The organism is Anaerobacillus sp. QJM3NY_17 (genome assembly GCF_056173665.1).
The window spans coordinates 1,951,051-1,977,654 of the sequence record NZ_CM149685.1 but is presented as its reverse complement, the minus strand read 5'-3'; the positions used below and the strand labels follow the sequence as shown (position 1 = coordinate 1,977,654).

At 40.6% G+C, this 26,604-nt stretch carries 36 protein-coding genes, 1 tRNA gene and 1 pseudogene; 8 read left to right on the top strand and 30 right to left on the bottom strand.

Annotation, left to right across the window (positions count from 1 at the left end; translation table 11 throughout):
• Positions 1-12 precede the first annotated feature (12 nt).
• On the bottom strand, positions 13-939 hold the full coding sequence (locus tag AC0VYV_RS10550; RefSeq protein ID WP_475373740.1) for an SGNH/GDSL hydrolase family protein: 927 nt from the start codon (positions 937-939) through the stop codon (positions 13-15).
• 193 nt (positions 940-1,132) lie between these two features.
• Between AC0VYV_RS10550 and AC0VYV_RS10545 the strand changes: the two genes are divergently transcribed.
• A complete protein-coding gene (locus tag AC0VYV_RS10545) occupies positions 1,133-1,423 on the top strand; it encodes a HesB/YadR/YfhF family protein (protein WP_303531430.1) in 291 nt (96 codons plus the stop codon).
• 42 nt (positions 1,424-1,465) lie between these two features.
• Here AC0VYV_RS10545 and AC0VYV_RS10540 read toward each other — a convergent pair whose 3' ends face one another.
• From AC0VYV_RS10540 to acnA, 8 genes are all read right to left on the bottom strand, one after another.
• The gene (locus tag AC0VYV_RS10540) at positions 1,466-1,774 is read right to left on the bottom strand and encodes a hypothetical protein (protein ID WP_430242484.1); all 309 of its coding nucleotides are present in this window, start codon (positions 1,772-1,774) and stop codon (positions 1,466-1,468) included.
• Complete coding sequence (locus AC0VYV_RS10535) at positions 1,774-2,214, bottom strand: acyl-CoA thioesterase (protein WP_283152181.1); 441 nt, start codon at positions 2,212-2,214, stop codon at positions 1,774-1,776. Before AC0VYV_RS10535 ends, AC0VYV_RS10540 begins: the two co-directional genes overlap by 1 nt.
• Before the next feature lie 116 nt (positions 2,215-2,330).
• A complete protein-coding gene (locus AC0VYV_RS10530; protein WP_430242485.1) occupies positions 2,331-2,537 on the bottom strand; it encodes a small acid-soluble spore protein Tlp in 207 nt (68 codons plus the stop codon).
• Positions 2,538-2,607: 70 nt separating this feature from the next.
• Positions 2,608-3,096, bottom strand: a complete 489-nt coding sequence (locus AC0VYV_RS10525; protein WP_430242487.1) for a polysaccharide deacetylase family protein — start codon at positions 3,094-3,096, stop codon at positions 2,608-2,610.
• Positions 3,097-3,148: 52 nt separating this feature from the next.
• Complete coding sequence (locus AC0VYV_RS10520; protein WP_430242489.1) at positions 3,149-3,673, bottom strand: hypothetical protein; 525 nt, start codon at positions 3,671-3,673, stop codon at positions 3,149-3,151.
• A 137-nt stretch (positions 3,674-3,810) separates the two neighbouring features.
• Complete coding sequence (gene sspN, locus AC0VYV_RS10515; protein WP_475374807.1) at positions 3,811-3,954, bottom strand: small acid-soluble spore protein N; 144 nt, start codon at positions 3,952-3,954, stop codon at positions 3,811-3,813.
• Between the two features lie 57 nt (positions 3,955-4,011).
• On the bottom strand, positions 4,012-4,140 hold the full coding sequence (locus AC0VYV_RS10510) for an FbpB family small basic protein (protein ID WP_194221516.1): 129 nt from the start codon (positions 4,138-4,140) through the stop codon (positions 4,012-4,014).
• A gap of 216 nt (positions 4,141-4,356) precedes the next feature.
• A complete protein-coding gene (acnA, locus tag AC0VYV_RS10505) occupies positions 4,357-7,068 on the bottom strand; it encodes an aconitate hydratase AcnA (RefSeq protein ID WP_194221515.1) in 2,712 nt (903 codons plus the stop codon).
• 190 nt (positions 7,069-7,258) lie between these two features.
• Here acnA and sspO point away from each other — a divergent pair, with 190 nt between their 5' ends.
• On the top strand, positions 7,259-7,408 hold the full coding sequence (gene sspO / locus AC0VYV_RS10500) for a small acid-soluble spore protein O (protein WP_194221514.1): 150 nt from the start codon (positions 7,259-7,261) through the stop codon (positions 7,406-7,408).
• Between the two features lie 39 nt (positions 7,409-7,447).
• On the opposite strand, the gene AC0VYV_RS10495 is transcribed toward sspO, so the two are convergent.
• The gene (locus tag AC0VYV_RS10495) at positions 7,448-7,705 is read right to left on the bottom strand and encodes a hypothetical protein (RefSeq protein ID WP_194221513.1); all 258 of its coding nucleotides are present in this window, start codon (positions 7,703-7,705) and stop codon (positions 7,448-7,450) included.
• Between the two features lie 115 nt (positions 7,706-7,820).
• Here AC0VYV_RS10495 and AC0VYV_RS10490 point away from each other — a divergent pair, with 115 nt between their 5' ends.
• Positions 7,821-7,958 carry a small acid-soluble spore protein P gene (locus AC0VYV_RS10490; RefSeq protein ID WP_098443510.1) on the top strand — a complete coding sequence of 46 codons (138 nt, stop codon included), beginning with the start codon at positions 7,821-7,823 and terminating at the stop codon, positions 7,956-7,958.
• A 36-nt stretch (positions 7,959-7,994) separates the two neighbouring features.
• Here the strand turns inward: AC0VYV_RS10490 and selA are convergent, their stop codons facing one another.
• Positions 7,995-9,395 (bottom strand): L-seryl-tRNA(Sec) selenium transferase, encoded by a 1,401-nt coding sequence (gene selA / locus AC0VYV_RS10485; protein ID WP_475374806.1) that lies wholly within the window; start codon positions 9,393-9,395, stop codon positions 7,995-7,997.
• A gap of 39 nt (positions 9,396-9,434) precedes the next feature.
• Positions 9,435-9,626: pseudogene (locus tag AC0VYV_RS10480) on the bottom strand (Rdx family protein); the annotation flags it as partial.
• A gap of 147 nt (positions 9,627-9,773) precedes the next feature.
• On the opposite strand from AC0VYV_RS10480, the gene selD reads away from it, so the two are divergent.
• Positions 9,774-10,823, top strand: coding sequence for a selenide, water dikinase SelD (gene selD / locus AC0VYV_RS10475; protein WP_430242498.1), 1,050 nt, complete (start codon positions 9,774-9,776; stop codon positions 10,821-10,823).
• Positions 10,824-10,858: 35 nt separating this feature from the next.
• Here selD and phnC read toward each other — a convergent pair whose 3' ends face one another.
• Genes phnC through selB form a run of 4 tightly spaced genes read right to left on the bottom strand, consistent with a single transcriptional unit; the run spans position 10,859 to position 15,174 of the window.
• Positions 10,859-11,614: a phosphonate ABC transporter ATP-binding protein gene (phnC, locus tag AC0VYV_RS10470; protein WP_430242499.1), complete on the bottom strand. Its 756-nt coding sequence runs from the start codon at positions 11,612-11,614 to the stop codon at positions 10,859-10,861.
• Entirely contained in the window at positions 11,604-12,299 is a 696-nt protein-coding gene (phnE, locus tag AC0VYV_RS10465) for a phosphonate ABC transporter, permease protein PhnE (RefSeq protein ID WP_322098510.1), read from the bottom strand. The genes phnC and phnE overlap by 11 nt, the downstream gene beginning before the upstream one ends.
• 58 nt (positions 12,300-12,357) lie before the next feature.
• The gene (gene phnD, locus AC0VYV_RS10460) at positions 12,358-13,263 is read right to left on the bottom strand and encodes a phosphate/phosphite/phosphonate ABC transporter substrate-binding protein (protein ID WP_475374805.1); all 906 of its coding nucleotides are present in this window, start codon (positions 13,261-13,263) and stop codon (positions 12,358-12,360) included.
• Between the two features lie 24 nt (positions 13,264-13,287).
• Positions 13,288-15,174, bottom strand: coding sequence for a selenocysteine-specific translation elongation factor (gene selB / locus AC0VYV_RS10455; RefSeq protein ID WP_475374887.1), 1,887 nt, complete (start codon positions 15,172-15,174; stop codon positions 13,288-13,290).
• Between the two features lie 499 nt (positions 15,175-15,673).
• Here selB and AC0VYV_RS10450 point away from each other — a divergent pair.
• Positions 15,674-15,770: transfer RNA gene (locus tag AC0VYV_RS10450), tRNA-Sec, on the top strand.
• A gap of 4 nt (positions 15,771-15,774) precedes the next feature.
• Here the strand turns inward: AC0VYV_RS10450 and AC0VYV_RS10445 are convergent.
• Positions 15,775-16,116 (bottom strand): DUF4183 domain-containing protein, encoded by a 342-nt coding sequence (locus tag AC0VYV_RS10445; RefSeq protein ID WP_475374804.1) that lies wholly within the window; start codon positions 16,114-16,116, stop codon positions 15,775-15,777.
• A gap of 120 nt (positions 16,117-16,236) precedes the next feature.
• Between AC0VYV_RS10445 and AC0VYV_RS10440 the strand changes: the two genes are divergently transcribed.
• Both AC0VYV_RS10440 and AC0VYV_RS10435 read left to right on the top strand, forming a co-directional pair.
• The gene (locus tag AC0VYV_RS10440) at positions 16,237-16,617 is read left to right on the top strand and encodes a DUF4183 domain-containing protein (RefSeq protein ID WP_475374803.1); all 381 of its coding nucleotides are present in this window, start codon (positions 16,237-16,239) and stop codon (positions 16,615-16,617) included.
• Between the two features lie 90 nt (positions 16,618-16,707).
• Positions 16,708-17,133 carry a DUF2621 domain-containing protein gene (locus tag AC0VYV_RS10435; RefSeq protein ID WP_404682171.1) on the top strand — a complete coding sequence of 142 codons (426 nt, stop codon included), beginning with the start codon at positions 16,708-16,710 and terminating at the stop codon, positions 17,131-17,133.
• Positions 17,134-17,167: 34 nt separating this feature from the next.
• Here the strand turns inward: AC0VYV_RS10435 and AC0VYV_RS10430 are convergent, their stop codons facing one another.
• The 10 genes from AC0VYV_RS10430 to yneA all read right to left on the bottom strand — a co-directional run bounded on the left by AC0VYV_RS10430 (position 17,168) and on the right by yneA (position 22,664).
• Complete coding sequence (locus tag AC0VYV_RS10430) at positions 17,168-17,656, bottom strand: CcdC family protein (RefSeq protein WP_194221505.1); 489 nt, start codon at positions 17,654-17,656, stop codon at positions 17,168-17,170.
• 110 nt (positions 17,657-17,766) lie between these two features.
• On the bottom strand, positions 17,767-18,222 hold the full coding sequence (locus AC0VYV_RS10425) for a Na(+)/H(+) antiporter subunit B (protein ID WP_475374802.1): 456 nt from the start codon (positions 18,220-18,222) through the stop codon (positions 17,767-17,769).
• A gap of 20 nt (positions 18,223-18,242) precedes the next feature.
• Positions 18,243-18,953 carry a cytochrome c biogenesis protein CcdA gene (locus AC0VYV_RS10420; protein ID WP_475374801.1) on the bottom strand — a complete coding sequence of 237 codons (711 nt, stop codon included), beginning with the start codon at positions 18,951-18,953 and terminating at the stop codon, positions 18,243-18,245.
• 105 nt (positions 18,954-19,058) lie between these two features.
• Entirely contained in the window at positions 19,059-19,943 is an 885-nt protein-coding gene (locus AC0VYV_RS10415) for a M15 family metallopeptidase (protein WP_430242514.1), read from the bottom strand.
• Positions 19,944-20,057: 114 nt separating this feature from the next.
• A complete protein-coding gene (locus AC0VYV_RS10410) occupies positions 20,058-20,285 on the bottom strand; it encodes a YneF family protein (RefSeq protein ID WP_098443499.1) in 228 nt (75 codons plus the stop codon).
• A 92-nt stretch (positions 20,286-20,377) separates the two neighbouring features.
• On the bottom strand, positions 20,378-20,821 hold the full coding sequence (gene sirA, locus AC0VYV_RS10405; protein WP_475367316.1) for a sporulation inhibitor of replication protein SirA: 444 nt from the start codon (positions 20,819-20,821) through the stop codon (positions 20,378-20,380).
• A gap of 160 nt (positions 20,822-20,981) precedes the next feature.
• A complete protein-coding gene (locus AC0VYV_RS10400) occupies positions 20,982-21,269 on the bottom strand; it encodes a HesB/YadR/YfhF family protein (RefSeq protein ID WP_194221500.1) in 288 nt (95 codons plus the stop codon).
• A 117-nt stretch (positions 21,270-21,386) separates the two neighbouring features.
• A complete protein-coding gene (locus AC0VYV_RS10395; protein WP_194221499.1) occupies positions 21,387-21,623 on the bottom strand; it encodes a DUF896 domain-containing protein in 237 nt (78 codons plus the stop codon).
• Positions 21,624-21,689: 66 nt separating this feature from the next.
• Complete coding sequence (locus AC0VYV_RS10390; RefSeq protein ID WP_475367315.1) at positions 21,690-22,340, bottom strand: YneB family resolvase-like protein; 651 nt, start codon at positions 22,338-22,340, stop codon at positions 21,690-21,692.
• Between the two features lie 3 nt (positions 22,341-22,343).
• On the bottom strand, positions 22,344-22,664 hold the full coding sequence (yneA, locus tag AC0VYV_RS10385; RefSeq protein WP_194221497.1) for a cell division suppressor protein YneA: 321 nt from the start codon (positions 22,662-22,664) through the stop codon (positions 22,344-22,346).
• 151 nt (positions 22,665-22,815) lie between these two features.
• On the opposite strand from yneA, the gene lexA reads away from it, so the two are divergent.
• Entirely contained in the window at positions 22,816-23,439 is a 624-nt protein-coding gene (lexA, locus tag AC0VYV_RS10380; RefSeq protein ID WP_194222291.1) for a transcriptional repressor LexA, read from the top strand.
• Positions 23,440-23,689: 250 nt separating this feature from the next.
• Here lexA and AC0VYV_RS10375 read toward each other — a convergent pair whose 3' ends face one another.
• The 3 genes from AC0VYV_RS10375 to AC0VYV_RS10365 form a co-directional block, all read right to left on the bottom strand.
• Positions 23,690-24,979 carry a hypothetical protein gene (locus AC0VYV_RS10375; RefSeq protein WP_475374800.1) on the bottom strand — a complete coding sequence of 430 codons (1,290 nt, stop codon included), beginning with the start codon at positions 24,977-24,979 and terminating at the stop codon, positions 23,690-23,692.
• 518 nt (positions 24,980-25,497) lie between these two features.
• The gene (locus AC0VYV_RS10370) at positions 25,498-25,869 is read right to left on the bottom strand and encodes an iron chaperone (protein ID WP_475373737.1); all 372 of its coding nucleotides are present in this window, start codon (positions 25,867-25,869) and stop codon (positions 25,498-25,500) included.
• Between the two features lie 63 nt (positions 25,870-25,932).
• A complete protein-coding gene (locus AC0VYV_RS10365; protein WP_475367312.1) occupies positions 25,933-26,568 on the bottom strand; it encodes a Type 1 glutamine amidotransferase-like domain-containing protein in 636 nt (211 codons plus the stop codon).
• Positions 26,569-26,604: the final 36 nt, after the last annotated feature.

The window sequence follows — 26,604 nt, the reverse complement described above, 5'->3', positions numbered from 1 at the left end:
CTCGTATATGAACTATTCAAATGGGATTTCTTCTAATAACTCATCCTGCTTCAACCGATATTGAATCTGCCTCGCCATTAGTTCGTATCCTTGATCATTTGGATGAAAGCCATCATCAAAAAACAAGTTCTCATCTACAGAATTAAACAATTCATACACGGGTACAAAGGATGTGTTACCATCTTTAAGGACCGTATCTTCACTTGCTCCATTCCACCTTTGCACAATTTGATCAATTTCCGTTACCGATTGAAAATTCTCTAATAGAGGATTATAAAGACCAATAAATAAAATCGGCGCGTCGGAATTAATACTTCTAATTCGTTTCATAATGGCACTTAGACGTTCTACATAGTTTGTTTGTTCTTGTTGAAAAACGTCCATTTGTAAATCTAGAAAATGTTCTTTCACAACTTTCATTAGATCGTTTCCACCAATACTCATGACGATCACATCTGCTTCTGAAAGGGAATCCTGCACATCGTCTTCGTTTAACATCTTATATAATTTTGGCGTCTGCCTTCCATGAACAGCGTAGTTCTCTACAAGTACAGACGTATCTGTTTCATTCTTTATATTCGCAGCAAGTCGACCAATGTACCCTTGCCCTGTCGAGTCACCACTACCCTTCGTCAGTGAGTCTCCTAATCCCACCATTCTTATATCGGGATCTTCAGGCTGCGTTACTTCTTCAGGTTCTGATGAATCTGACTTTTCTTTAGAGACTTCAGGTACTATATCCGTTTTCTCTCGATCATTTTTATTCGCGATCGATGAGATGACCGTTTCATTCGGCGCTTCATTCATAACCATCATGGATGCGGCTTGCTTTATTTCATTCAAACGCTGACTACGGTGTTCCATAATTGGTTTAACACTGAGTAAAATACCCGCAGCAAGAATGAGGAATAAAAACAGCCATATTCTCTGTTTTTTCATTCCAAAAACCTCCTCATTACACTTCCTTTTATACCCTTATTCTATGCTGATGTAACGTGAATTAAGAGATGGTTTACATATTTAAGTGGATTTATTGCCATTATTTCGCTTTATAACCTTTTTCTTTTTGCAAGTTGGCGCTACTTCTTTATAATAGTACGAGAAGACTCGTACGGCAAAGGAGGAAATACACTTGAAAATGACAATTACAAAACCCGCATTGAACTGGTTTAAACGAGAAATGGATCTTGAAAAAGGTGACAACCTCCGCTTTTTTGTACGTGTAGGTGGCTGCAGCACTGTTCAAGATGGCTTTTCCCTTGGTATGACTGTGGAAGAACCAACGGAACCTGCTCTTACAGTTGAAGAAGAAGGCATAACCTTTTTTGTAGAACAAAAAGATATCTGGTTCTTTGAGGATCAGGATTTCGCTGTAAAATTCAGCCGAAAAAAAGAGGAAATAGAATTTGTACACGGAAATTGATTGAGAAAAACGCGAAAGCGAGAAGCTTTCGCGTTTTTTATTTCACTTTTTTGTTAATCTAAATCGGTGAATGTGCGCTGCAAGACCCTCTGCTTCAAGAATACGGATCTGGTCATCCCCTAACAGGTCAAAGTGCGGAAATTCTTCACGGTCATGCATCCACTCTCTTTTTAAACCATACTGTTCTCCCCATCGGGCAAGCTTTTCTTTATTACGACACCCTGCTTTCGTCACAGAGTGATACTGTGGAAAGCGAGGATCATACCAAAAATGAGTCAATAAAGCGACCTCTCCGTTCGAAACGGCTGCCTTCCATTCTGCTAGCTCTCGCTTCGACAGACCAAAGGCCATTATTCTGCTCCAGTAGAAACAGATTGTTTCTTCGCTTGTTCATACGCCTGATGCCATTCCGGAAATTTTCTACGTATTGAGACAGGACGGAACGTATCTCGCTTTACACACGTATGCATCGATTCGCCCGTAACACAAATCTCGCCCTCTCCGTTTATGACTTCATAGCCGTAATTCACACGAAGCCCATCATAATGCTCGACCCAGGTTCTTACATTTACTTCATCCCCATACCTGACAGGTCGTTTGTAGCTTGCTTTAATATCTACAACGGGAGAAAGAATCCCCTCTTTTTCCATATCAGCATAACGGAATCCTAAATCATTGATTAGCGACGTTCGTCCGAGTTCAAACCAGATGAGATAGTTGGCATGATATACGACTCCCATTTGATCTGTTTCTGCATATCGAACATCAATAGACGTAGTTGCTATGTACATAATCTTTCCTCTCCTAACTTCAACGTGGTGTCTATGTTATTTTACCATAATCCACCCATGAAGCATGAATGAGAAGAACTGAGTGACTTATTGTCACTCAGTTCTTTAAATGGGTATTACTTTGTTTCGTCTTTCACTTCATTTTCCAGCGCCTGAATACTCTCTTTTCGGTGCTGGTTTTTATCTTGAATAGCTTTTTTCTGCAAATCGCTATCCGTAAATTCTAACGAAGCTTCAGAATCATGAATATTCTCTTTCGTATCCTGAATTATTTTAGATAACTTCTCTGCATTATCGCTGCGATCATCTCGTTTAGATACCATTATAAGCCCTCCCGAAATAAGTAGGTACGAGCTTATTATGACTAATCATCTTAATAGGTATTCATTTTAATTAAGATTGAAGGCTTTTGGGAAGCGCCCCTTCTAGCTTGCCTTCATAGTACAACATATCCTTGCGCACTTCTGCACTACATCCGTTGGAAAGCAAAATGTTCTCAGCCGCAGTAAATACCTGTTTCAACATTCTGATCCCCATTCGATAGTCTACGACAACATTGCTCTGAATTCGGTCCTCATAGGAAGACAGCTCGACGAGAAGCCGATACGTACACTCTAATAATCGTATCGGAACATCGTTTGGTGAATGATTGCCTCCCTCATCTAAAAACGATTGAAATTCACGGTCGTCTTCATCACACATCAGAAAGAAAGTACCTGGTACGTCATGTAATTCGTGGTCAATATCAGAAATCGTAAGACTCATAACAGCAAGCCTGGCAGCGAAACCACCTATAATGGATGCAGTCCCACACCCATAAGGTGGTCCAGATTCCTCAAGCATGCGGTATATATCACTGCCTAACCTATCTTTTTTATCCACTACTATCACCCCTCTTATATGCCCATACCCTTTCTTCCTTTACTAAAATCTTCTAAATGGCTTCTTCAAAAATAATCGGACTCATATAGTTGACGCTTTTTCTAGAGATCTCTATCAAATTTTGCCAGTACTCTTTCACACTTTCCTGATGATCTCCTTGATCAAAACTAATTTGGAGCCATGATAATTCCTCAAGAAGCCTTACAGAAGAACCAATCCAGATCTTTCTACCTTCTATTTGAATGACAAAAGGCTCATCAAATCGAAAAGGAAGATAAATTCCAGATTGATTTGGGTGAAGAATAAGATGCTGAAAAATCGTCCCTTTGAAAAGACGTGCGTAAATAAGAAGTACACGATCGTTTTTAGCAGCGGCTTTTTTTAATTTTTGAAGAGTTTGTGCTTCTCCTAACTCAAGGCTTGCAATTGTGCGATTCCAATTTAATTCTTCTCGATATGGCACAAGATAGCCCATTTGCTGCATTTTGATTTCAAGCTCTTTTACAAGAAGCTCTTTGTTTGGTTCTTCTTCAGACCCCATCACTGAAATGGGTTCAATCCTTGCTGTAATTGTCATAATGTTCCCCCCGAAAACGTTTGTCTCCTAATCTTTCGTCATCTCTCCACACTTTTGGACAACTTTACAAGAAATGAAAAGAAGTTGTTAAAATTGAAATAAACCAGAAAGAGTTTTCCTTTCTGGTCGTCATCAGCCTATTTCCCTTTTGGAGGGGCGTAGTCAGGTTCATCGTTGCCTTTAGTTTGCATTTGCTTTCCTTTGTTCCCTTCAGCTTCTGGATTGACAGAAGCGAGGTGATTTGGCTTAAAAGATTTTGGGAATTTCTTTGGGTTACTCATTTGTATCTCCTCCTTTAGGTAATAGGCTGTGCAACTAAAAGAGAAATATCTATACCCTTACAAATTTTTTGCGTGCTTTTGTTCAAATTTGTCTTCAATACGTTCAATCGCTTGTTTATCATTCATTAATTCAAGCTTATTTTGCATAACAAGTTCTTTGAAAGAAACTTTTTTAGATTTCCTCATGTTAGTCTCCTTTCCTCTTCAACAGTATTTAAAACCATTATTCCCGATTGATCAAAACTTATTACAAAAATCCGATTTTTTTGTTTATTTTATTGGGTTCTGCCCATGAACATTGCTATTCTTGGAACATTTAAGCTATGTCGTCATCTTTCTAGCTATGTTGTCAACAAATTAAAGCACAATAAAAAAGGATGGCAAGAGCCATCCTTTTCTAAATTAATTTGCAATTTTGTCGCGAAGAACCATTTGAAGAATACCGCCGTGGCGATAGTAGTCGATTTCAACTTCACTATCGAAACGAGCAAGTACTTTAAATGTTTGCGTTTCGCCTTCTGGAGATGTTGCCGTTACGTTAATTTCATCACGTGGTTTCACGTTTTCTGTGATTTCAACAGCAAACGTTTCTTTACCAGTAAGGTTATACGTATCTGCAGTCTCACCATCTCTAAATTGAAGTGGAAGCACACCCATCAGCACAAGGTTACTACGGTGAATTCTCTCGTAGCTTTCTGCAATAACCGTTTTAATTCCAAGAAGGTTTGTTCCTTTGGCAGCCCAGTCACGTGAGCTTCCCATGCCGTAGTCTTTACCAGCAAGAACAACTAGACCTGTTCCTTCTTCTTTGTATTTCATTGCTGCATCATAAATCGGCATAACTTCATCCGTGTTCCAGAATGTTGTCCAGCCGCCTTCAGTGCCAGGAGCTACTTCGTTACGAATACGAATGTTACCAAACGTACCGCGCATCATAACTTCGTGGTTACCACGACGTGATCCGTAAGAGTTAAAGTCAATTGGACGAACGCCGTTATTTTGTAGATATTGCCCTGCAGGCATATCTTTCGCAATCGCACCAGCTGGTGAAATGTGGTCCGTAGTAACGGAATCGCCAAACTTCGCGATCGCTCTAAGGTCTTTAAGTTCGTGAATGTCTTCAGGATCTTTAGAAAGATTCTCGAAGAATGGAGGGTTCTGAATATAAGTAGACTCATCGTCCCAGTTATAAAGATCTCCTTCACTTGTGCTTAATTCGTTCCAGCGTTTGTTTTCGTCGAATACTGTTTTGTACTGACGCTTAAACATTTCTGGTGTTACTGTTTCAGCAACGGCTTGCTTGATTTCTTCTGCTGAAGGCCATAGATCTTTCAAGAATATATCGTTGCCGTCTTTGTCTTTACCGAATGAATCAGAATGAAGATCGAAATCTACAGTACCAGCAAGAGCATAAGCAACTACAAGCGGTGGTGAAGCAAGATAGTTTGCTTTTACTAGTGGATGGATACGTCCTTCAAAGTTACGGTTACCTGAAAGTACAGAAGTCACCGTAAGATCGCTCTTCGCAATCGCATCTTCAATCTCTTCTTTAAGTGGACCAGAGTTGCCGATACAAGTTGTACAGCCATAACCAACTAGGTGGAAACCAAGGTCTCTAAGGTAAGGCATAAGTCCAGACTTATCAAGATAGTCTGTTACAACTTTTGATCCTGGAGCAAGGCTTGTTTTCACGTATTCAGGAACTTGTAGTCCTTTTTCAACAGCTTTCTTCGCAAGAAGAGCCGCACCAAGCATAACGGAAGGGTTTGAAGTATTTGTACAGCTTGTAATCGCTGCGATCGCAACTGCACCTGTTTTCATCGTTACTTCTTTTCCATCGTTAAATTTAACAACAGCTTCCTTGTCGAATTCTTTCTTATCCATACCGAGACCCTGGTTACCTTGAGGGGCAACGACTGCTTTATTGAACTCTTTTTTCATATCGGAAAGAAGAATTAAATCTTGTGGACGCTTAGGACCAGCAAGACTTGGCTCTACCGTTCCAAGATCAAGTTCAACAACGCTTGAGAATTCAGGATCTTCTGATTCTGGCGTGTAGAACAATCCGTTAGCAATTGAGTATTCACGCACAAGGTTAATATGCTCTTCAGAGCGACCAGTTAGGCGCATGTATTCAAGGGCTTCTTCATCAACTGGGAAAAAGCTACATGTAGAACCTTGTTCTGGTGCCATATTGGAAATTGTTGCACGGTCAGCAAGCGGCATGCCTGATAGACCCGGTCCGAAGAACTCAACAAATTTCCCAACAACTTTTTTCTCACGAAGAAGCTGAGTCACTTTTAGCGCAAGATCCGTTGCTGTTGTTCCGCTCGGAAGTTCTCCAGTAAGCTTCACACCGATTACTTCAGGAACCGGGAAGTAAGAAGGCTGACCAAGCATTCCAGCTTCAGCTTCAATACCGCCTACACCCCATCCAAGTACGCCAAGACCGTTGATCATGGTTGTATGTGAGTCCGTTCCGAATAATGTATCTGGATAGGCAACATTCTCGCCATCAACTGTATTTTCTTGAACAACGTTCGCAACGTACTCCAAGTTTACCTGGTGAACGATACCAGTTGCCGGTGGAACGGCGCGATAGTTATCAAATGCATCTTGAGCCCATTTAAGGAACTTATAACGCTCAAGGTTACGTTCAAATTCTTTATTCATATTAAATTCAAGCGCATCCTCAGATGCGTATTTATCAACCTGTACCGAGTGGTCAATAACAAGATCCACTGGGATTTCAGGGTTGATTTTGTCAGGGTCGCCACCGATATCAGCCATTGCTTTACGAAGTGACGCAAGGTCAACAACAGCAGGTACACCTGTAAAATCTTGAAGAATGACACGTGAAGGTTTAAATGGTACGTCAATATCTTTGTTCTGCTCGCTAGTTCCCCATTTAGCGAGGTTTTCGATGTGCTCTTCTTTGATCACTTTACCGTCATATTGACGTAAAACAGACTCAAGTAAAATTTTGATCGTGTAAGGGAGCTTGCTTACCTTAGCGATGCCTGCTTCTTCTAACGCCTGAAGACGATAGAAAGAGTATGATTTACCATTGGCATCGAATGTTGCTTTGGAATTATAAAGTTCATGATTTGCCATATGTAGTTCCCTCCTCCAAATTGCATAACAAAGCGGATGTCGAAAAAACGTTTTCAACTACCCTTTATCCAGTTTAGTAAATTTCTAAACATAAGTAAATAACAAGATTGTTATTGCTATTGATAAGTCTAACTTATCACTACATATTTTCTCCCTTATAGGAAAAATTAGATGAAGGGAGGTGATGAATATGGGTAAGCGAAAAGCAAACGGTGTGCGTCCAGGAATGAATGATGCCGATGCTCAAGGAAACGGCGCAGGCTATGACAATGAATATGCAAACGAGCATATGACACAAGAGCAGCGTCAATATAATAAAAAGACAAAGAAACGCCAATAGGCTTGAAACCCGTCATCAGGTGATGACGGGTTTTCATTCTTATTCTTGATTCATTTCTGCTTCAATCGATTGCAAATCCTGCTGAAATTGAAGTAATTGCGCACGCTGATGTTCTGTTGCACTCATTAATGCACTCTCAATCTGCTCTTTCGCTTCACCGACTTCTTGTTGCAAATGCTTCAGGTCTTTACCGTATCCACTACTACTCACCACAATTTCTTTCTTGGCGTCAACAGCTTGTTCGTAACCTTGTTGCGCTGCTTGGAAACTCTGTTGTTTGTCTTTATTGTAAGGCATTTAACCAACCTCCTTTTCTTAAGCTTTCATCATAGTGTAACCAGGACAAAGCGTCCTATTCGACAGGAATAAGCACTGTCATTCTGACCATACTAAAGCGTAAGGAGGGATTCATATGACTGAGAGCAATACGTTCAAAGACATTCGAAAAAACGCTCCTAAAGGGCATACTGGCCAACCAGAGCCAATGAAAGGCTCCCATAAAGTAAAAAACAGAAACCACACGAGGCAAAAGAATGGCGAAGGGTTTTAAACTTCAATTAGAAAAGACGGCCGAAGTGGCCGTCTTTTATTTTGGTATTTGAATCAAGCTATGCAAAATGTCGTCTTCTTCCTCGATTGTTACCGTTCTAAGGTCAATCAGTATTTTTCCATCTTGAATTCTTGTAATGATTGGTGTGTTACTAAGACGAAGAGATTCTTCTAGTTCATTTACGCTGTATTGATCGGTTTGAAGGGTGATGACATAAGTAGGTAGCTCGACTGAAGGCATAGTACCTCCCCCAACTTGTGAAGTTCCCTCCACTACCTCAACACTATAATGAGACGCTTTTCTTTCAAGTCTTTGCTGAAAGAGTTCTGAGCGCTCTCGAATCCCGTCCGCACTTTTTGTAATGTCTCTTATAGCTGGTATGTTAGCAGCCTCTTCAAACGTGTGTTGCTGTAACGTTGCCTCAAGGGCAGCAAGCGTGAACTTATCGACGCGCAATACTCGAGCGAGCTGATGCTTCTTCAACCGATTGATCAGATCTTTTCTCCCAGCAATCATTCCTGCCTGTGGTCCACCCAAAAGTTTATCCCCGCTAAAGGAAACGAGATCAGCACCCGAAGCAAGCGTTTCTTGCACCGTAGGCTCTTCGCCAATCCCATAGTCTCGATAATCAAAAAGCGCCCCACTCCCTAAATCCTCATAAAAAACAACCTGGTTTTTCGTCGCTATGGAGGCTAACTCTTCTCGTTCTACTTCAGCTGTAAACCCGACGATTGAAAAATTGCTACGATGCACTTTCATCAGCATAGCCGTTTCTTCGTTGATTGCTGCTTCATAATCAAACAGATGTGTTTTATTTGTCGTCCCTACTTCTTTAAGCTTAGCACCACTTTCCTCCATAATTGATGAAACGCGAAAAGATCCGCCAATTTCAACAAGCTCTCCTCGAGAAACGACCACTTCCCTTTCTTTCGCAAGGGCACTTAATATAAGAAAGACTGCAGCTGCATTGTTATTCACAACCATAGCGGCCTCTGCACCTGTTGCTTTACAAATAGCATCTTCGACGATTGTATGGCGGGATCCGCGCTTTCCTTGCTGCAGATTATATTCAAGCGTCGAATAACTTTTAGATACTTGCACCAAATGATCAATAGCCACGTCACTTAAACGCGCTCTGCCAAGATTTGTATGCAGAACGACTCCAGTGGCGTTGATCACGGGCTTTAAGTTAAACTCTTTGGAAGATCCAATTTTCGCCCTCACGCTCTGCATGATTTCATATTGAAAGGCTTCTCTCCCCTCTGAGCCTCCCGTATATGTATCTCTCAACAAAGAGTCCCGCAAGTCATTGACTTCTTGTTGAATCAGTTGTTTTAGCACATTGTGAGGTAACTCGCTTCCAACGCTTTCATTAAGTAATGCTTCTTGAATTTGATGAATCGGCGGAAGTTCTCTCAGTAATTTCAAAGCTCTCATCTCCTATAGCGACACGAAAGGCACCCCGGAGGTGCCCATCTAGAACGTTGTATTTTCCATATCTATAATAAATGCTTCGAGATCAGGATAGTGACCAGTTTCTTTTTTCGAATGCATTCGCTTGTCATTCACCGTAATTTCAAACACGCCTCCTGAACCAGGGATTAGCTCAAGTGAACCAATTTCGTGTCTGAAATGATTAAATAATTGTTCCGCGAAACTCGCGGCTTTAGGTGCATAGTTTCACTGCATACAGAATTCGATTGTAACATTGTATTTCATAAAAAAAGCCTCCTCTTACTTAATTTTAAGTTGTTCATACTATATCATTTCAAAAAAGCGATGAAAAGATTTATACTCTTGGGAGGAGGTGGTCATATGTCGAACCAAGAAAAAATCCGTTTAACGTCTCTTTCGACAAAAGGTGGTTGAGGATGCAAAATCGGTCCTGAGGACCTGACGCAAGTTTTGCGTCAATTACCTAACAAGAAAAAAGATCCAAATTTACTTGTCGGTGTGGAAACTTCTGACGATGCAGGCGTATACCGCCTAACTGATGAACTCGCCATGATTCAAACGGTAGACTTCTTTACACCTATCGTTGATGATCCATATATGTTTGGACAAATTGCCGCAGCCAATTCACTAAGTGATGTGTACGCAATGGGCGGTGTACCTAAGACCGTTCTTAACATTGTAGGATTCCCTATTAAAAATTTAGATCCTTCTATACTTGCAGAAATCCTAAAAGGTGCTGCAGATAAAGTAGATGAAGCCGGCGCCGTCACTGCTGGGGGACATTCCATTGATGATCAAGAGCCGAAATTTGGATTATCCGTAACCGGACTTGTACATCCTGATGAAATTCTAATGAATGTCGGCGCTAAGCCTGGCGACGCTATTGTGCTAACAAAGCCAATTGGTGTGGGAATTCAAACGACTGCGATCAAGCCCGAAAAGCTTACTGCCGAACAGCTTCAGCGTGTATCTGAAACGATGGCTGAGCTAAACAAAACAGCAGCAGAACAGCTATCGGGATTAACTCCAAATGCTGTTACGGATGTGACTGGATTTGGTTTACTTGGACACGCTTATGAAATGGCAACTGGTAGCAACGTTAGTATTCAGATTGATTACAACACCGTACCTATATTACCTGGTACGGTCGAGTTAGCGGAGCAAGGCTATATTCCGGGTGGATCAAAAGCAAATCACCGCTGGATAGCTGAAACTGTCAAATACGAAAACCTAACAGAGCTTGAGCAATTCATTTTATGTGATGCGGTAACTTCTGGCGGCCTATTAATTAGCCTGCCTGAGCAAGAAGCAAACGAATATGTATCACGTATGAATGGTAAAGGGAAATCAGCTCACATTGTCGGTCATGTAAATGAAAAAGACTCATTTGCGATCACCGCAAGCAAATAAAAAAAAGGAAGTTGGGGAGTCCCCAACTTCCTTTTTTATATTTCATACAGCATATCTTCTAACTCCTCAGTGAGCGCTTCAGGTTGATCATCGAAAACAACGCGACCTTCTTTTAAAGCTACAATTCTAGTCGCGTACCTCTTTGCTAACTTCACATCATGTACATTAATAATCGTTAGCAAGTTGTGTTCTTGATGCAACCGTTGAATAAGCTGAAAAATCCGATTGGCGGTACCAGGATCAAGACTTGCTACAGGCTCATCTCCTAGAAAAACATCGGGAGTTTGAACAAGAGCTCGCGCAATCCCAACTCGCTGCCTCTGCCCCCCACTCAGTAAATCCACGCGCTTATTTAGATGAGGAAGTAATTCAACCTGATCAATAACGTCCACTGCTAACTTCTTTTCTTCCTCATTAAACAATCCTGCCAGGTTACGAAAAGTTGAACGAGAACCAAATAATCCTGTATATACGTTTTGCAGAACCGTTAAACGCGGAATGAGCTGATGATGCTGAAAGATCATTCCCATAGTCTTTCTTTTACTTCTAAGTCCCTCTCGATCCAGTTGACGGAACGTACTACCGTTATATCGAATATCACCTTCAGTTAAAGCCTGGAGGCCATTCAATGTCCTTATGAGTGTCGACTTACCAGCGCCAGTTTTTCCAAGAATACAGACAAACTCTCCTTTATGAAAAGTGAGCGTAACGTCGTCTAGTGCAGAAGTATCGGCATTTCGATAACGCACTGAACCATTTTCTATCGTTAATAACGCTTCTTCACATAACATACTGTCTCACCCTGCTTCCGAGAAAATCGACGACGATGACAATCACCATAATCAACATGACATCAACCGCAACTGTTGAGTATTGAAATGTTTTAAAATGAACAAACAGCTGTTGTCCAATTCCCCCGCCACCGACGAGTCCAAGCATGAGCGACGTTCGGATAGCGACTTCGAAACGGTAGAAATAATGGGATAAAACGTTTGGCCAGATTTGAGGAAAAACAGAAAAAAGAGCACCAGTGAGTGGACGAGCTCCTACCGCTTTCATCGCTTCCTGAGGGCCTTTATCAGCCGCTTCAATTAACTCTGCAATTAATTTAGAAAGCACGCTTGCATTATGAACAATAATGGCAATCGTTGCAGCAAACGGGCCAGGCCCTACAACTGTAAGGAACATCAAGCCTAGTACAATTTCTGGAATAGATCGTACAAAACTTAACACAATGCGAACTGCTCCGTAGAAGGGCCCAGCCGTGTTTTTTGCTGCCAACAAGCTAACAGGTAGTGCAATAAGTAAACCAGCAAAGCTTCCTAGAAACGCCATACCTAGCGTCACTAAACTTGCTTTTAGCATTGTCGGAAGCACTGAAGTATTTAGCGGAAACCAATTGGAAAGAAAGTCCAACATGTTGCTAAATTGACTGAATTTCCTTACGTCGAATTCCGTAACCCCAATGCTCCACACAATCAATAGAATAACCCCAAGGAAGAGGATAAGGTGCTTCCATTTAAACCAGGCCATTTTACTCGTCTAATAACCCTTGTTTGTCAGCAGCGCTTCTAATACTCTCATAATCGTCATTACTAGCCTTCGTAAATCCGGACGCACCAAATGCATTCAAAATCGTTTCATCTTCAATCGATAAAAATGCGTTCTGAAGCTTATCAATCGTCTCATCATCCGTACCTTTTGAAACAGCCCACGGATATTGGAATAGCTTTTCTGACTCCCAAATGACTTTTAATTGATCTCCATCAATTTTTCCTGACTCAAGAAGCTGATTGTAAATAGCACTATCAATCGCACCAGCGTCAACCTGTTTATTTTGAACAGATAAAGCCGTTGCATCATGTGATCCGGTGTACGCTACAGAAGCAAATTTGTTCTTGTCTTGATCCTCAAAAACTCCTCTGTCTTGAAGCTCGATTGATGGAATGAGGGATCCTGAAGTAGAATTCGGATCACCAAATGCAAAGCTTCTTGCTTCACTATCTTCAAGGTAGTCTTCTAACGTATCCCACTCGTTCTCAGCATTTGTGATGATATAAGAATGATAGAACGGCTCACCGTCAATTAGCTGTGTAACAATCGCTTTTGCACCACTCTTCTCATGAGCAATCACGTAAGTAAGCGGGCCAAAATAGGCCATATCGATTTGATCATAATTCATCGCTTCTACAACACCGTTATAATCTGGAAACGTTGTGATTTCTACTTCTTGATCTAACTTCTCGGAAAGTTCACCTTGAAGTTTCGTCATCGCTTCTTCAATCTCACCTTCTGTTTGAACAGGAATAACCCCAATTGTAAAGGCCTTATCTTCTGACTCACTGTTTTTCTCTTCTGAAGCATTTTCGCTATTATTTGAGCTACATGCGGCAAGTATTCCTAGCATAAGCACCAGTGTAAACATCATAAATCTTTTCATTTTTTTCCACTCCTAAGCATCGATCTATTTCTCTAATCTCCAATATCTTTCCTGACCTTTTCTTATTGTGTAGCTCTCTTCATCAAGTCGCTCAAGAATCGGCACCAGATATTTACGGCTAAGATTCAGAATGTCTTTAGCTTGTTGAAGAGTGAAGGATTTATCAGTGCCTTCCTTTAAATCTCGCACAACGCGACTCCAATTTTCTTTGTGAACATATAAGTCATCTGTTAATTTTACCGCGATTTCCTCTTCTAATAAGAATTTCTTCAATTCAGCTTGATGGGAATTTGGGATTTGTTGATCCTCGATCAAGCGATCGATCGGTGAAACATTCACACCCTGTTCAAGTAACTTCTTGAACACTTGGGTCATACGTGTTTTCCAGGCATCAGGCATCGTGGGTTCAAAACCAGTCATTGATAAGAATGGCCCTGTTTGCAACATATCTTCTTTCAGCTCTGCTTGAAGGACAACTTCAATTACTTTTTTAGGATAAGTTTTTTTCAAATCTTGAACGACCTCCGCCTTGCGTGGTCCTTTTCGCATCGGAAAGTGATCATGATAGCCCTGTACAAAGTTGTGAATGGCTTCAACGATCCGAGTTAAAACGTCTTTAGATGTAACGCCATTGTCGATACTTACAATTTCCGAATCATCAATAAGCTGTTGAAAGGATTTTTCATTTAAACCAATTTGCTGCATCACCTGTTCTTTTGATAATAGGTGCTCTTGTTCAAGAATCTGAACAAGTTGTTCGACTGGCGTTCCTTTCACCATCTGCTCAAATTTCGCAATTGTCTCTGAGCCAAATTTGTATTTTTCTCCCGCAACATTTAAGATGCTTCCTCCACCAATCGTCTCAACCGGGGAAGGGCGTCTAAGGATGACGCGGTCTCCTTTCTTTGCTGTAACGGGATCATGTAAACGGAGCTGACAAAATAGATCTTCTCGGTCTCCAGGCTCAAGAGTGTTTCGATCAAAAAACACAATCGTCCCACGTACTTCAGCAGTACCAATATGAACCGTTACTTCTGATCGCTGTTTCAAGTCATACGACATCGTGAGCGCTTTGGTGAATGAAAGGTCGATGGTAGTTGAAACAGCATAGTGATTAGAATTAACAATCACCTGTCCTCTCGTCAATTCTTGCTTATTAGGTCCTGCTAGATTAACTGCTACCCTCTGGCCAGCAAAAGCCCTTTCCACTTTCTGACTGTGTGTCTGGACTTGTCTTACTCTAGCAGCTACACGGTCTGGCAACAGTGTAACGAGTTCTCCTTCTTGAATTTCCCCATCAAAGATCGTGCCTCTCGCAATGGTTCCGTGACCTTGTAGCGTGAAAATCTGATCAATCGGTAACCTTAGCGCTCCTCCTTTATTTCTCGAAGGAACATCTTTTAAAAAGGCACGAATACTCTCTTTCAACTCCTCAATACCTCGCCCACTCTTGCCATCGACGAAATGAAGCGGTGATCCTTCAAATCCAGTGCCCTTTATGTATTCAAGGATATCCTCCTTAACAAGATGAAGCATCTCATCGTCAACCATGTCTGCTTTAGTAATCGCAATAATCGATCGTTCAATCCCAAGCAACGATAAAATTTCCAAATGCTCTCTCGTCTGAGGCATAACCCCTTCATCCGCCGCTACGACTGGAACAACAAGGTCTATTCCTGCAACACCCGCAATCATTTGACGAATGAACCGTTCATGGCCCGGAACATCAATAATTGATACTTTCATGTCATCAGATAAATGAAAAGGAGCAAAACCTGGTTCAATTGAAATGTTTCGTTCTTTTTCCTCCTTCAAACGATCTGTATCGATTCCTGTTAACGCTCCAGTCAACGTTGTTTTTCCATGGTCAATGTGTCCAGCTAGACCAATTGTATAATAGTTCACTTTCACACCCGCCAATCAACTGTCATCATTTATTAACCTTAATAAATGTCGTAACAGGATGCAAATTTAAACCATTGCTTTCTTAAAATCACCGTTTCATTTTCCATTCACTTATGTATATATATTCACCTATGTATAGCTAAAAAGTTATGCACAGCTATCCACAGACAAAACTGTTACACCGGCTTTTCACCACTGTACCACCCAAGCATCTGTTATAGTTCGTTATAGAAAACTGTTTCATTTGAACAATTTGTCGAAATCACGAATAATGGGAAAAGATACGCTTTTTGTCGATTCATCTGATTTTTCCGTATTAATGTATACTTTCGAAATTGTTTAGACCTTTTTCGACAAATGTCTTTGATGAAAATCTGCACAAACACATTTAAGTAAAACTTTACTTGGTGTTTTACTTAAAGTTTTCTTAGAATAATCTTATTGAGCACATGTGTTGAATTAATCAATTTTTTCCGTTACTATATTAGCGTAATACTTTTTATATGGGGCTGGTTGTACGTCTGGTGAGTGCCACGGTCTTCAAAACCGCCTGGGAGGCGCGTGCCGTCTTCGGTGGGTTCGATTCCCACACAGTCCCGCCATTCTTTAAACTTTGATCATTTGCAAGATAATGGCCGTTCCTTCAATCGGCGCATCTTCGGTCAAAAGTATTAAGATCCCCTCATCTACTTTATAATTCATTTCAGGTTGCAGTACTGCATTTATAAATAGATTCATGAAGGAAACGTCCTTACACGATAAAATTTGATGATTACCATATCCTTTTACGGCGTCTTTGTCTGTAAAGGTTTTTTGATATCCATTTGCAATAGCAAAGTATTCGTAAACTCGCACTTTCGCCGGAAGCTTCGCTCTGAATGGTTTCGAATTTATAATAGGTAGCATAATTTTTGGATTGTTATAGCGATCGGTGCTCCTCTTATTCATTACTAGACCCCCTCCTCTCTTTACACAACGCACAATTTTTTACTAACGAATTAAAACTAATGTTTGTCCCCTTACATAATATTGTTAAGAGCATATTATAAAACGACAGGAGGTGAACGAATGGCCTTACAAATCATGAAAATTGTAGCTAACGTGACGACTACTGTTGCGACCACTCCTGATACCCAACGTTTTTTCTATAACACAACTAGCTTAATTATCGGCGCAACCACTCTAACAATTGATGCGGCAGATTTCTTTGATGATACAGGAGCCGCGGTAACAACTTTACCTACACTAAATACAGACAATAGCTACTTTAACGTATATGTAAATGGTGTCTTACAAATGCAGGACCTCTCAACTTATACACCAGGAGCTACAGGTGTCGGAGAGTTAGCATTTAACGTTCCTGCCGCTACGTCCCTATTATTAAACACCCCTATCGTCGTCGAAGTAGTCAACTTCACACCTTCATCATCGTCTACGATAGAAACGTAACTCCCCTACCCTCTTGATTAAAAAGCGCTTTCGGCGTATAATGTGACCGTATTCATACAGTTTATATTATGATGCCATGAGGTGAGTGCGTTGGCAGGATGGTTTCAATGGTTTATCGTTGGATGGACAGTGATCTTAATTTCACTAATTGCAATTGGTGGATTCTTTATGTTTCGGAAGTTTCTCAAGCGCCTTCCAAAAGAAGATGGCAAGTCAACTCTTGACTGGCAAGAGCACTACATTGAACAAACGAAGCATATGTGGAGCAGTGATCAAAAAAAGTTATTAGACGAACTAGTCGCACCTGTGCCTGAATTGTTTCGAGATATTGCTAAGTATAAGATTGCAGGAACAATTGGCGAGCTTGCGTTAAAAGAAAAAGCGAAAGATATGTCTCAAGACTTAATAATTCGAGGGTATATTATCGCTACTCCAAAACGAGATCACAAATGGCTCGTGAAAAAATTAAATGAAAAGCGAATTGATATGAGCCCCTATCATCATTTGCTTCAATAAAAAAACTCGTTTAGCAGATGCTAAACGAGTTTTTTTAAAGTAATGTTTGATGAAGTCGACCACTGTGTCCTCGGCTTCGTTCCGTTTTCTTAAATTGATAATACATCGAAATTCTCCATGGAACGATCATACCAAATGCTAATACGAAGAAAAGCGAGCTTGTTTGAAGCACAGGGATTGACTCGCCAATGATTAGTTTAAAAACGATTCTTACTAGAAGTAAGCCGATCAAAATAAACGCAAAAGCTTTTGAACGTGTTAAATAAATTTGATCATCTTTAATTTCAAACTTAGACGTCCGAATCAATAACAACGAAAAAGCCGCTCCAACTGATAGCGCTTCAATCGCTTCGTACCACGGAACCCTTGCATCCGGAACAACGAACATCAAAAAACCAGTTGCCATAAAAAAGGGCGGAAGTATTATTTTCCTTATTGTTGCAGGTTTCTTTGAAGCTTTCAACCTGATTACTACCATCGCAAGAGCCATCATAGCTCCAACAACTGTACTTAAAATCAGCATATACTCATCCCTCACCTATACCGTACTACCCATCATTTCCATTGTATGTGGAAGAGACAAAAAATACAAGCGCATGAAAAAAAGAACGGTGCACAACCGTTCTTTTCACATTAACCATTTACTTTTGAAAGTTCTTCTTCGCCTTCATCTGCCGCAATGCTTAGGATAATCGTCATCGTAACACCGACAACCGTAAAATAAACGCCTAGGTCAAATAACATTGCTGTCGCGAGGTGAGAATGACCGAGAATCGGAAGCTCAAAGTACGCGTCTGTCTGACTCAAGAACGGCTGTCCAAAAAGAAAGGAACCGACGCCAGTGAGAACAGCAATCAGAAGACCGATCGGAATAAAGTTCTTAAAATCAATGCGGATGACCTTATTCATGGTTTTAAAGCCATAAGCGATATAAAGAAGCACCAGAGCACCCGCCGACATAAGTCCTCCGATGAAACCTCCACCAGGTGCATTATGACCAGCGAAGAATAAGTATATTGAAAATCCTAGAATAATAAAGACGATAATCGTAGTCGTCGTTTTAAGTATAAGGTCATTTGTCCCCTTCACACTTCTACACCCTTTCTTTATTAAAATCCTTGAAATCCACCAAACAGGTTATTTACAAGGAACGATGTAAACATTGTCATAAAGTTAAAGTAAAGCAAGATTCCCATTACAATCATTAAGTACCCGCCAGCCTTCATGATGAACCGGCTATTTTTCTTAATCCAGTGCATTCGACCGATAAAAAAGGACAGAATGAAAAATGGAACAGAAAAACCAAGCGTATAAGCTACCATGTACATGAAGCCAGCTCCAGGGTTTGAAACACCCAACGCAATAACCGCAGCTAAAATCGGCCCTGTACAAGGTGTCCAACCTGCCGCAAAACCCATCCCAATTAAAATCGATCCAACAAAGCCAGATGGGCGGTTTCGAATTTTTAACCTGCGATCTTTCATTAGAAAGTCCGGTGTCCAAAAACCTACTACTACAAGTCCAAATACCACAATCAAAATGGCTCCAACTTGACGAAGCAGCTCTTTGTACTGAATAAATAAATTTCCAACGAGCGATGTTGACATCCCTAATACGAGGAAAATAATTGAAAACCCTATTAAAAAGAAGATCGTATGAAGAATTGCCCTTTTCTGCATCATTCCTCGTTCTTCTTTCAAGTCGTCAACGGATACCCCAGTGATATAAGAAATAAACGCTGGATAAAGCGGTAGCACACACGGTGAGATGAACGATAAAAAGCCGGCTCCGAACGCTAAAAACAAGTTCAAATCTGCCATTAAATTACTCCCTGTCTAATGCATGATCTTATCATGTGCATGTCGTTACCATTTCAACCTCTATTGTAAACGATTTATCTTATTCAAACTATGAACATTCCATAACTATTTTTCTTCAGAGAAAAATTCTTCAAGCGTAACGCCCGCTTCATGAACATCAGAAGCCGCTTCCTTGCCCACATACCGAACGTGCCATGGCTCATACTGATAGCCAGTGATATCTTCTTTTCCTTTTAAGTAACGAACAACAAAGCCATATTCATGCGCATGCTCTGCTACCCACTTACCTTCTGGCGTATTGCCAAATTCTTCGGTAAGAGAGCTTCCTAGAGAAGGCGTGCTAATATCCATCGTTAATCCCGTCTGATGTTCACTCTGCCCCGCCTGAGCGCTAACCTGGTTCGCTACTTCTTCGCCACGCTGTTCAGCATTATAAGCAAAAATAGCTTCCTGTCGCTCATAGGAGCGGTAGCCAGAGACAGCTTTTAATTCAAATCCATCTTTCTTTGCACCGGCAAACATTTTTTCAAGCGCTGTAGCCGCTTCCTTGACCATTAACCTTTTAGGATCATCTTTTGGTGCGTATGAAGAAACATCCGGTTCCACAAGATTTTGGGGCACAAAGTCTGAAGGTAGATTTCGCTCTTTATTTGCCACAACATAAATACTGTCTGGATTCGTTACAGTTAAATTCTCTCCATTTTTCTCAACTGTTTCAGCCATCGTTGGATACGCTGCTGATTTATCCTTTTTGGCCTCATCGCTTTGATCGCTTTCTTCATCTTCTTTCTTGCTGCTATCATTTTGCTTGTTATTGTTTTGGTTTCCATCATTATTTTCAATACTATTCGAGGAGCCGTTATTCGTCTGTCCATCATTCTGTGACTGATTCTCTGTCTGGTTAGACGTTTGCTCGTCATCTCCCGCCTGGCATCCGGCTAAAAGCGCGAACGAAAGACCTGTTGCTACTACTAAATTTTTCATTGTCATGTGAACACTTCCTGATTTTTTATAGTCTAATCTATCATACCATCACACCAATTAGACCCGTCAACCAAAATTACTCCATACAAAAAGCACTCTGTTACCAGAGTGCTCAATAAGCTATTTATCGTTGTTTGTCATTTGACTATTCATAGCCTTCATCATCTGATTAATCTTCTTCTGAGAAGGTTTTTGCCCCATTTGCATCATCATTACACGAAGCATATTTTCATTAATAGGGGGATTCTTCTTTAAATAGTCCATCATATATTTGCGGGCAATAAAAAAGCCAAGTGCTACTCCAGCAATCAACGCTAGCACGCCCACAAGCGTGTACATCCACCACATTCTAGATTTCCTCCTTATTCTTTCTCTTCCAATAGTGTACTACAACCCTTAATGATTATACAATAACGTCTATTAAAATAGTAGGAGTTTATTCAAACTAGTTTCTGTTGTTTAATCGGGTTAAGCCACCCGTATCGACCGGATTGGAAGTCAATCGCAAAGAACGAAGGAGTTAATTTTCGTATCACTTCAAAAAAGACTGTTTCAGCCTCGTTTGATCCGCTAGCATATATATTTATCTTCTCGCTTCTTACAAATAAAGATGCATCACTTTTAGATTGTTTAATACACAATCGATGCCCTTCATTTTTATATTCATACGTGCGAAAGCCACCCAATTCATTGACCAAACAGGTATTTAGTTCTTCTTCTTCCACAGGCTCTGTAATAAAGGCTACCTGTTTTTCTAGAAGCTCTTTCTGATCAGCCTGTATGGCCCGCTTCCTTTCGAGGAAAAGTTGATACAACAGATGCTCCTTACCAGCATATTGTTCTGCAATGTGCTGCTTAACGAAGTACATTTCGTAATGCCTCATATAACTCCCCCCTGCCCAAGAATCCACTCATATAAAAGAAAGTATAAATGAGTTCTCATAAAATGATTGTCTATACATGGAGGCTAGCCTTCACTAGTTTTGTCGAAATCAAAAAGACCTGTACTATAACATATATGTTATAGTACAGGTCTTTAGAATGCTATGCCATACTCGGCAAGTCACAAAGAACACCGCCGGATCTCTCATCATAATCAAGCTTCATTCGATCAACAAACCATTGATCGTCCGGTCGAACGAAGTACGTAACTCCTCCAATTTCTTGCTTATAATCATCATATGAAGGCTTATCAGACATGACCCCAAGAGAAAAACCTCCGCTGTCTCCACTCCCTGCGTAGCGTACGAATAACCTCAGGCAATCACCGTTACCAAGTTCCATTTCATTTTTGTAAAACTCAGCTGCAGAATCAGTTACAACAAACATCATATCCGCCCTCTCCGTTTTGTATTAGTACATCTTGTTATAGTACAGTATAACGAATATTTGAAAAATTGCAACCATAAAAATAGCCTAATTTTGCTTTTCGCAAAATTAGGCTATTTTCTACTGAAGAAAGCGACGGTTTTTCTTGCTTTCCTTAAGCTTTTCAGGTGTTACATCTGTGCCTTCTTCATCCACAACTTTTATAGAATGAAGTTGGTTTTTGAAAGAAGAACGGAAATTTGCTAAATATTCCTTACGTAGCTTTTTCTGTTCTTTTTTCTCATCTTCTGTTAATGATGACTCTTTTGCTTTACGAGATAGCTCGTTAATTCTTTGGAGTTTATCTTCAAAAGGCATGTAAAATAGCTCCTTTACTGAAACTTGTATCTCACATGCTAACGCATGTTTTGAACATAGACAAGTTTAGTGCTTCTCGTTCTGCTCGTCAACATATTCCTGATAACGTCTATGTACCGTTGCTTTCGAAGCGTGATGTCCAAATCCTTTAAGCGTTGCAGCTATCTCATTAAACGTAAGACCACGGTTTCGTAGATTAACAATTTCTTCGATTGGAACTTCCACCCGCTCACGCCCACCTTGATTTTGATGGCTGAGGTTTCGCTGTGGTCGATAGCCTTCTTTAACCGCCTTGTCCATTCCACGTTTAATTTTCAGATTATGAAGCTTGCGCTGAAATTCTTCAACGATACTAACGATCTCAAGAACCATCGAATCAGATTCCGACAATTGAAGTTCTCCGTTTTGATTCACTGTATAAATCGTCCCTCCATATTTATGGACGGCATGTAGAAGAGCGATCTTTGCATTCCCTCTCCCAAGTCTTGTTTCATCTTGAATGAGCAATGCCTCAACATGCCCCTCTTTCAATAAGTCAAGCACCTCAAGTATGCCATCACGATCAATGTCATACCCGCTGTGCTTTTCTTCTATCAAGCGCTGTATAATAAAACCTGACTGTGATGCAAATCGTTGTAGTTCTTCTTTTTGCCTGGCAAGAGAAGACTCCTGTGCTTCTTTCTTTGTGCTTACCCGACAATAAATAACGGCGTTCATACTTTATTCTTTACCCCCAAGTGCGGTAGCGTTCGCTTCAACAGGGATGATGAGAGTATCTCCTGCTGTAATTCGGTTTGCATCAATGCTATTCACTTCTTCAACCCAACTGACGAACTTCCGATCAGACAACTCATGAGCAGTACGGTATTCTTCCGCAATTTCTAAAACAGTATCTCCCTGCTCCAATTGTACCGTTGTATAACGATCATACTCCTCAGCTGCAGCTGTTCGCAAAGATAGAAACACAATAATTAACACAGCTACAAAAGATATAATGACAAGAAAATCAACTCCAGACAAGCCCCCAGCTTGCTTTCTCATCCCAATCACCCCATATGCGAATATTTGTTCTGTTTTTAGTATATCAGAACCTCTGTTCGTGTCAACTAATTTCTTCGAACTTATGTTTGTATGCGAACAAAAATTCTGGTATACTACTAACAAATAGATAGATTGGAACGAGGTGCCAGATATTATGAAACTATCAAAGCGTCAGCAGGACATTCTGGACTTTATTAAAGTCGAAGTTAAGCAAAAGGGTTATCCACCCTCCGTAAGAGAAATTGGCGAAGCTGTTGGACTTGCTTCAAGCTCCACTGTCCATGGCCACCTGGCAAGACTCGAGAAAAAAGGGTATATCAGACGAGACCCAACAAAACCAAGAGCCATCGAAGTGCTTGGTCTTGATGAAACGATCGATATTCCTCGGCAACATACTGTAAACGTTCCCGTCATTGGTAAAGTAACTGCTGGTCAACCCATCACTGCCATTGAAAATGTAGAAGAATACTTCCCGCTTCCAGAACAGTTTGCACAGGATGAAGAACATACCTTTATTCTAGTGATTGAAGGGGATAGTATGATCGAAGCTGGTATTTATAACGGTGATATGGTTATTGTGAAGCAACAACCAACTGCAAATAACGGTGATATTGTTGTCGCGATGACAGATGAAGCTGAAGCAACTGTTAAACGATTCTTTAAAGAAAGCAACTACTTCCGACTTCAACCGGAAAACTCATCGATGGAACCGATCATTCTTGATTCCGTTTCTATTCTTGGTAAAGTAATTGGGGTCTTTCGCTCCATTCACTAGAAGCGCTGCGTGCGCTTCTTTTTTTATGTTATATAAGCTTTCTGGGCTATATCAATACGAGCTTCTTCTCTTCTTTTATTTATTAACCCCTCCGTCTGTGTAAATGATCGCAGTTTGAAGAGCATAGGGGTGTAGCTTTACATTACAACCAACCTCACCTACCTACTTTTAACTCTTAAAGGCTATACAAAACCGCCCTTCATTTAAATAAAGGGCGGTTTTGTATACTTCTAACATAATTCTTAAACGGTTACTTTTCAGCAGCCTCTGAAGCCGCTATAACTAATTCAACTGTTTGATCTACTGTCGCCTGACGGAACTTTTGGAACTCATCAGTGATATAAACGGAAGGATCTTCAGGATAGTACTCCTGAGCGGCTACGTGAAGGTGTCCACCCGGAATATCATAAGCTCCTATCCCAATTCGCACGCGATTGGATCGGTACTGACTTTCATTCGATAAGTAGCTTCCGCCTCCTCCTTTACGAGCTTTTGATCCTTCAGTCGGACCCCCTTCATAGCACTCATACGGTTTATCACGATATTCTGGTGCGAGCCATTCGCATACTTCATCGCCTCTTTCTACCGGCCATGGTCCAGTATTGGCTGCAATCATTTCCTTGTAAGGAAGCGTTGTTTCAATAAATTCCGGCAGTTTTTCAGGCATCGGCCAATTGCTCACTGTCGGAATAACTTCTGAGCGATCTTCAAGAGTGTTTCCAACCCCTGTGCGCCATCTCCCGGCAAACCCTTCGATGGTCATAGCTTTTGGACCACCTTGACTGATTGTCATCATGAGATCCACCTGCTCTTTACTATTAACCAGGTAAGGTCCAAAAGTATCTTCAACGATTCCTTCATCAAAATCATCCCATCGTACCGGAAAATTCGCTGCTTGAATAAAAGCTGGACCTTCTTCCGTCAAAACGACTTTCCCATCCATCTGAAGCGCTGCAGCGCCAGAAGGGTTTGATCTCCTAAATTCCTGTTCTAAACGGTATGGATCAAATCCGCTTACTAAAATACGCTTAACTTTCTTCCCTTTTGGAAAATCAATAGAAGTAATTCCCCTTGACGTGTACTCTAGTTTCTTCATCAGTTCTTCTTGCTTTTTCTCCGTTACTGTATATGAAGGTTCCCATTGCCTGAGGGCAGCAGTCATATGTAATCGAGTCCAATAAAGCGGGCGATCATCATAACGATCTAGTTCCCCTAAATCATTTCGTTCTCCCTGAGCTCGAGCAACAGCCGTCTCCCACAGCTTCTCACCATGCTTTTCGATCACTTTCTCTGCTTTTTTTACACTTTTCGCTTTGCACAAATCCTCCTTAAATTCATCCGCAAAAACTGTAAACTCCGCCTTATCCATAATTTGCTGTGGGATTGGGGCACCGTCTTCCATTCGCTGCTCCTCTGGTGTTAGCGCCGCATCAGTGTTAAAGCAATCACCTTTGGCACTTCCAGTTAACGGTAAGAAACCGAAAGTTAATATCCCTACAATAAAAAGCGCAATTCCATATTTCCATTTCCTGGATTTCATATGTCTTTTTTCCTCCTCTTCTAGTTGAACTATCTTCTATTTTAGAGATATGAGGTTGTATTTTTCAAACTATTACAAGTATTCTGATCAAAAATGAATCATTCGAAGTGGATCATGTATGGATAACATACTTATGTTAAAGAAAACCGTGACGTTTTCTCTGCATCTTTCGACATATAGATAAGCTTACCTATCATTTAATGAACTGCATTTCTAGCCTTTTTCGATTTTTCCAGACTGAATTAATTTGTACTAAAAAGGAGCAAGCTCGCTGATGGAACTTGCCCTACGCCGTAATTTATTATTACTTAATTTATACACGTGTATTTTTTCACTTACCTGTAATTTCATAACAGAAGCCGCTATCCCGATGAGTCACATAATGATGCCAATATGGGCAAAAATAAATAGAAGGGTTCCCGTTGACCATATATGAACCTCATTTAGTTTTAAACGTTAATCTCACATAGCGACTACCAAGCGGTTGGTCCAAATAGAAGCCTGTCCCGTCTATTTATTCACTTGCGCCAGAAAGTTGAACAGTCTGCCTTATCATGAATATTGAATTCGATCATTTTTTTAAGTAATGAAAATTCAACTGAACTACCCCACGGAATACGCATTAGTTGTTTAGTGTGATCATAGCCAGCAAGTTTCATTTCTTCAGAAAAATGAACAATTCCAGTCTTTTCAGGGGCAACAGCCAAATGATGTTTTGCTACGCTAAAGGCAATAATAAATGTTCCGTGATCTGTAAACATTGGCTGATTCCAGGCAATTTTCGGCACCAGGTTTGGAAATTCATTTTGTACCCAGGTCAAAATTTGTTCCGTTCGCTCTCGGTGCTGCAGGTTCTCTATCTTTGCTAGATATTCTTCAAATACATCCATTTTTAGTCCTCCTATAAAACAAGCAATTGTAGTGATGTACCATATCTCACTGAGATAGTGCCATTACAACTCACTATTCATCACTACTATATCACCAATCATTTGTAGTTTACCCTCTTCAAAAATAATTCCATCGCCGTCATTAGCTGCATAAACAGTTGTTCCTGTTCTCTTAGCGTACTCCCAAACTTTACTCTTATAATCTGAACTCCAGCGATTGTAGTGAGGTAAAAACTCGAAATCGACAAGACCCATAGTTTGGTGCACCGCCTCGCTAGTTTTTTCTGTATACATCTGAAATAGCTTTGTAGATCTACCGAGTTGAACCGCTCCTCCGCTCACCCCAACAAGAATTCCTCCGCGATTATAGAAATCTAAAAGAACATGATCCATATGCCGATGATTGAGAGCCTTACTAAATTCTAGCGGATTACCTGCTGAGAGATGGATTATATCTGAACTCAATAATTCATCTATTTTCATAGGTTCAAATTCACTGTATAAATCGAAAAACATGATATTCTCGATTCCATAGTTTCGATAATAATTCACTTTAGCTCCAAAATAATGCTTTTCTTTATCCTCCGTTGAAGGTATGTAGCTAATCTTTTTGTTTCCACCACTAAACAGTAATCCATCTAATCTACGGTTGCCGGGTGTTTCATTTACTTGATCGCTATAAAAATACAACTTTCCCATTAATACACCTCATTCATACCCCTATACGCTATAGTC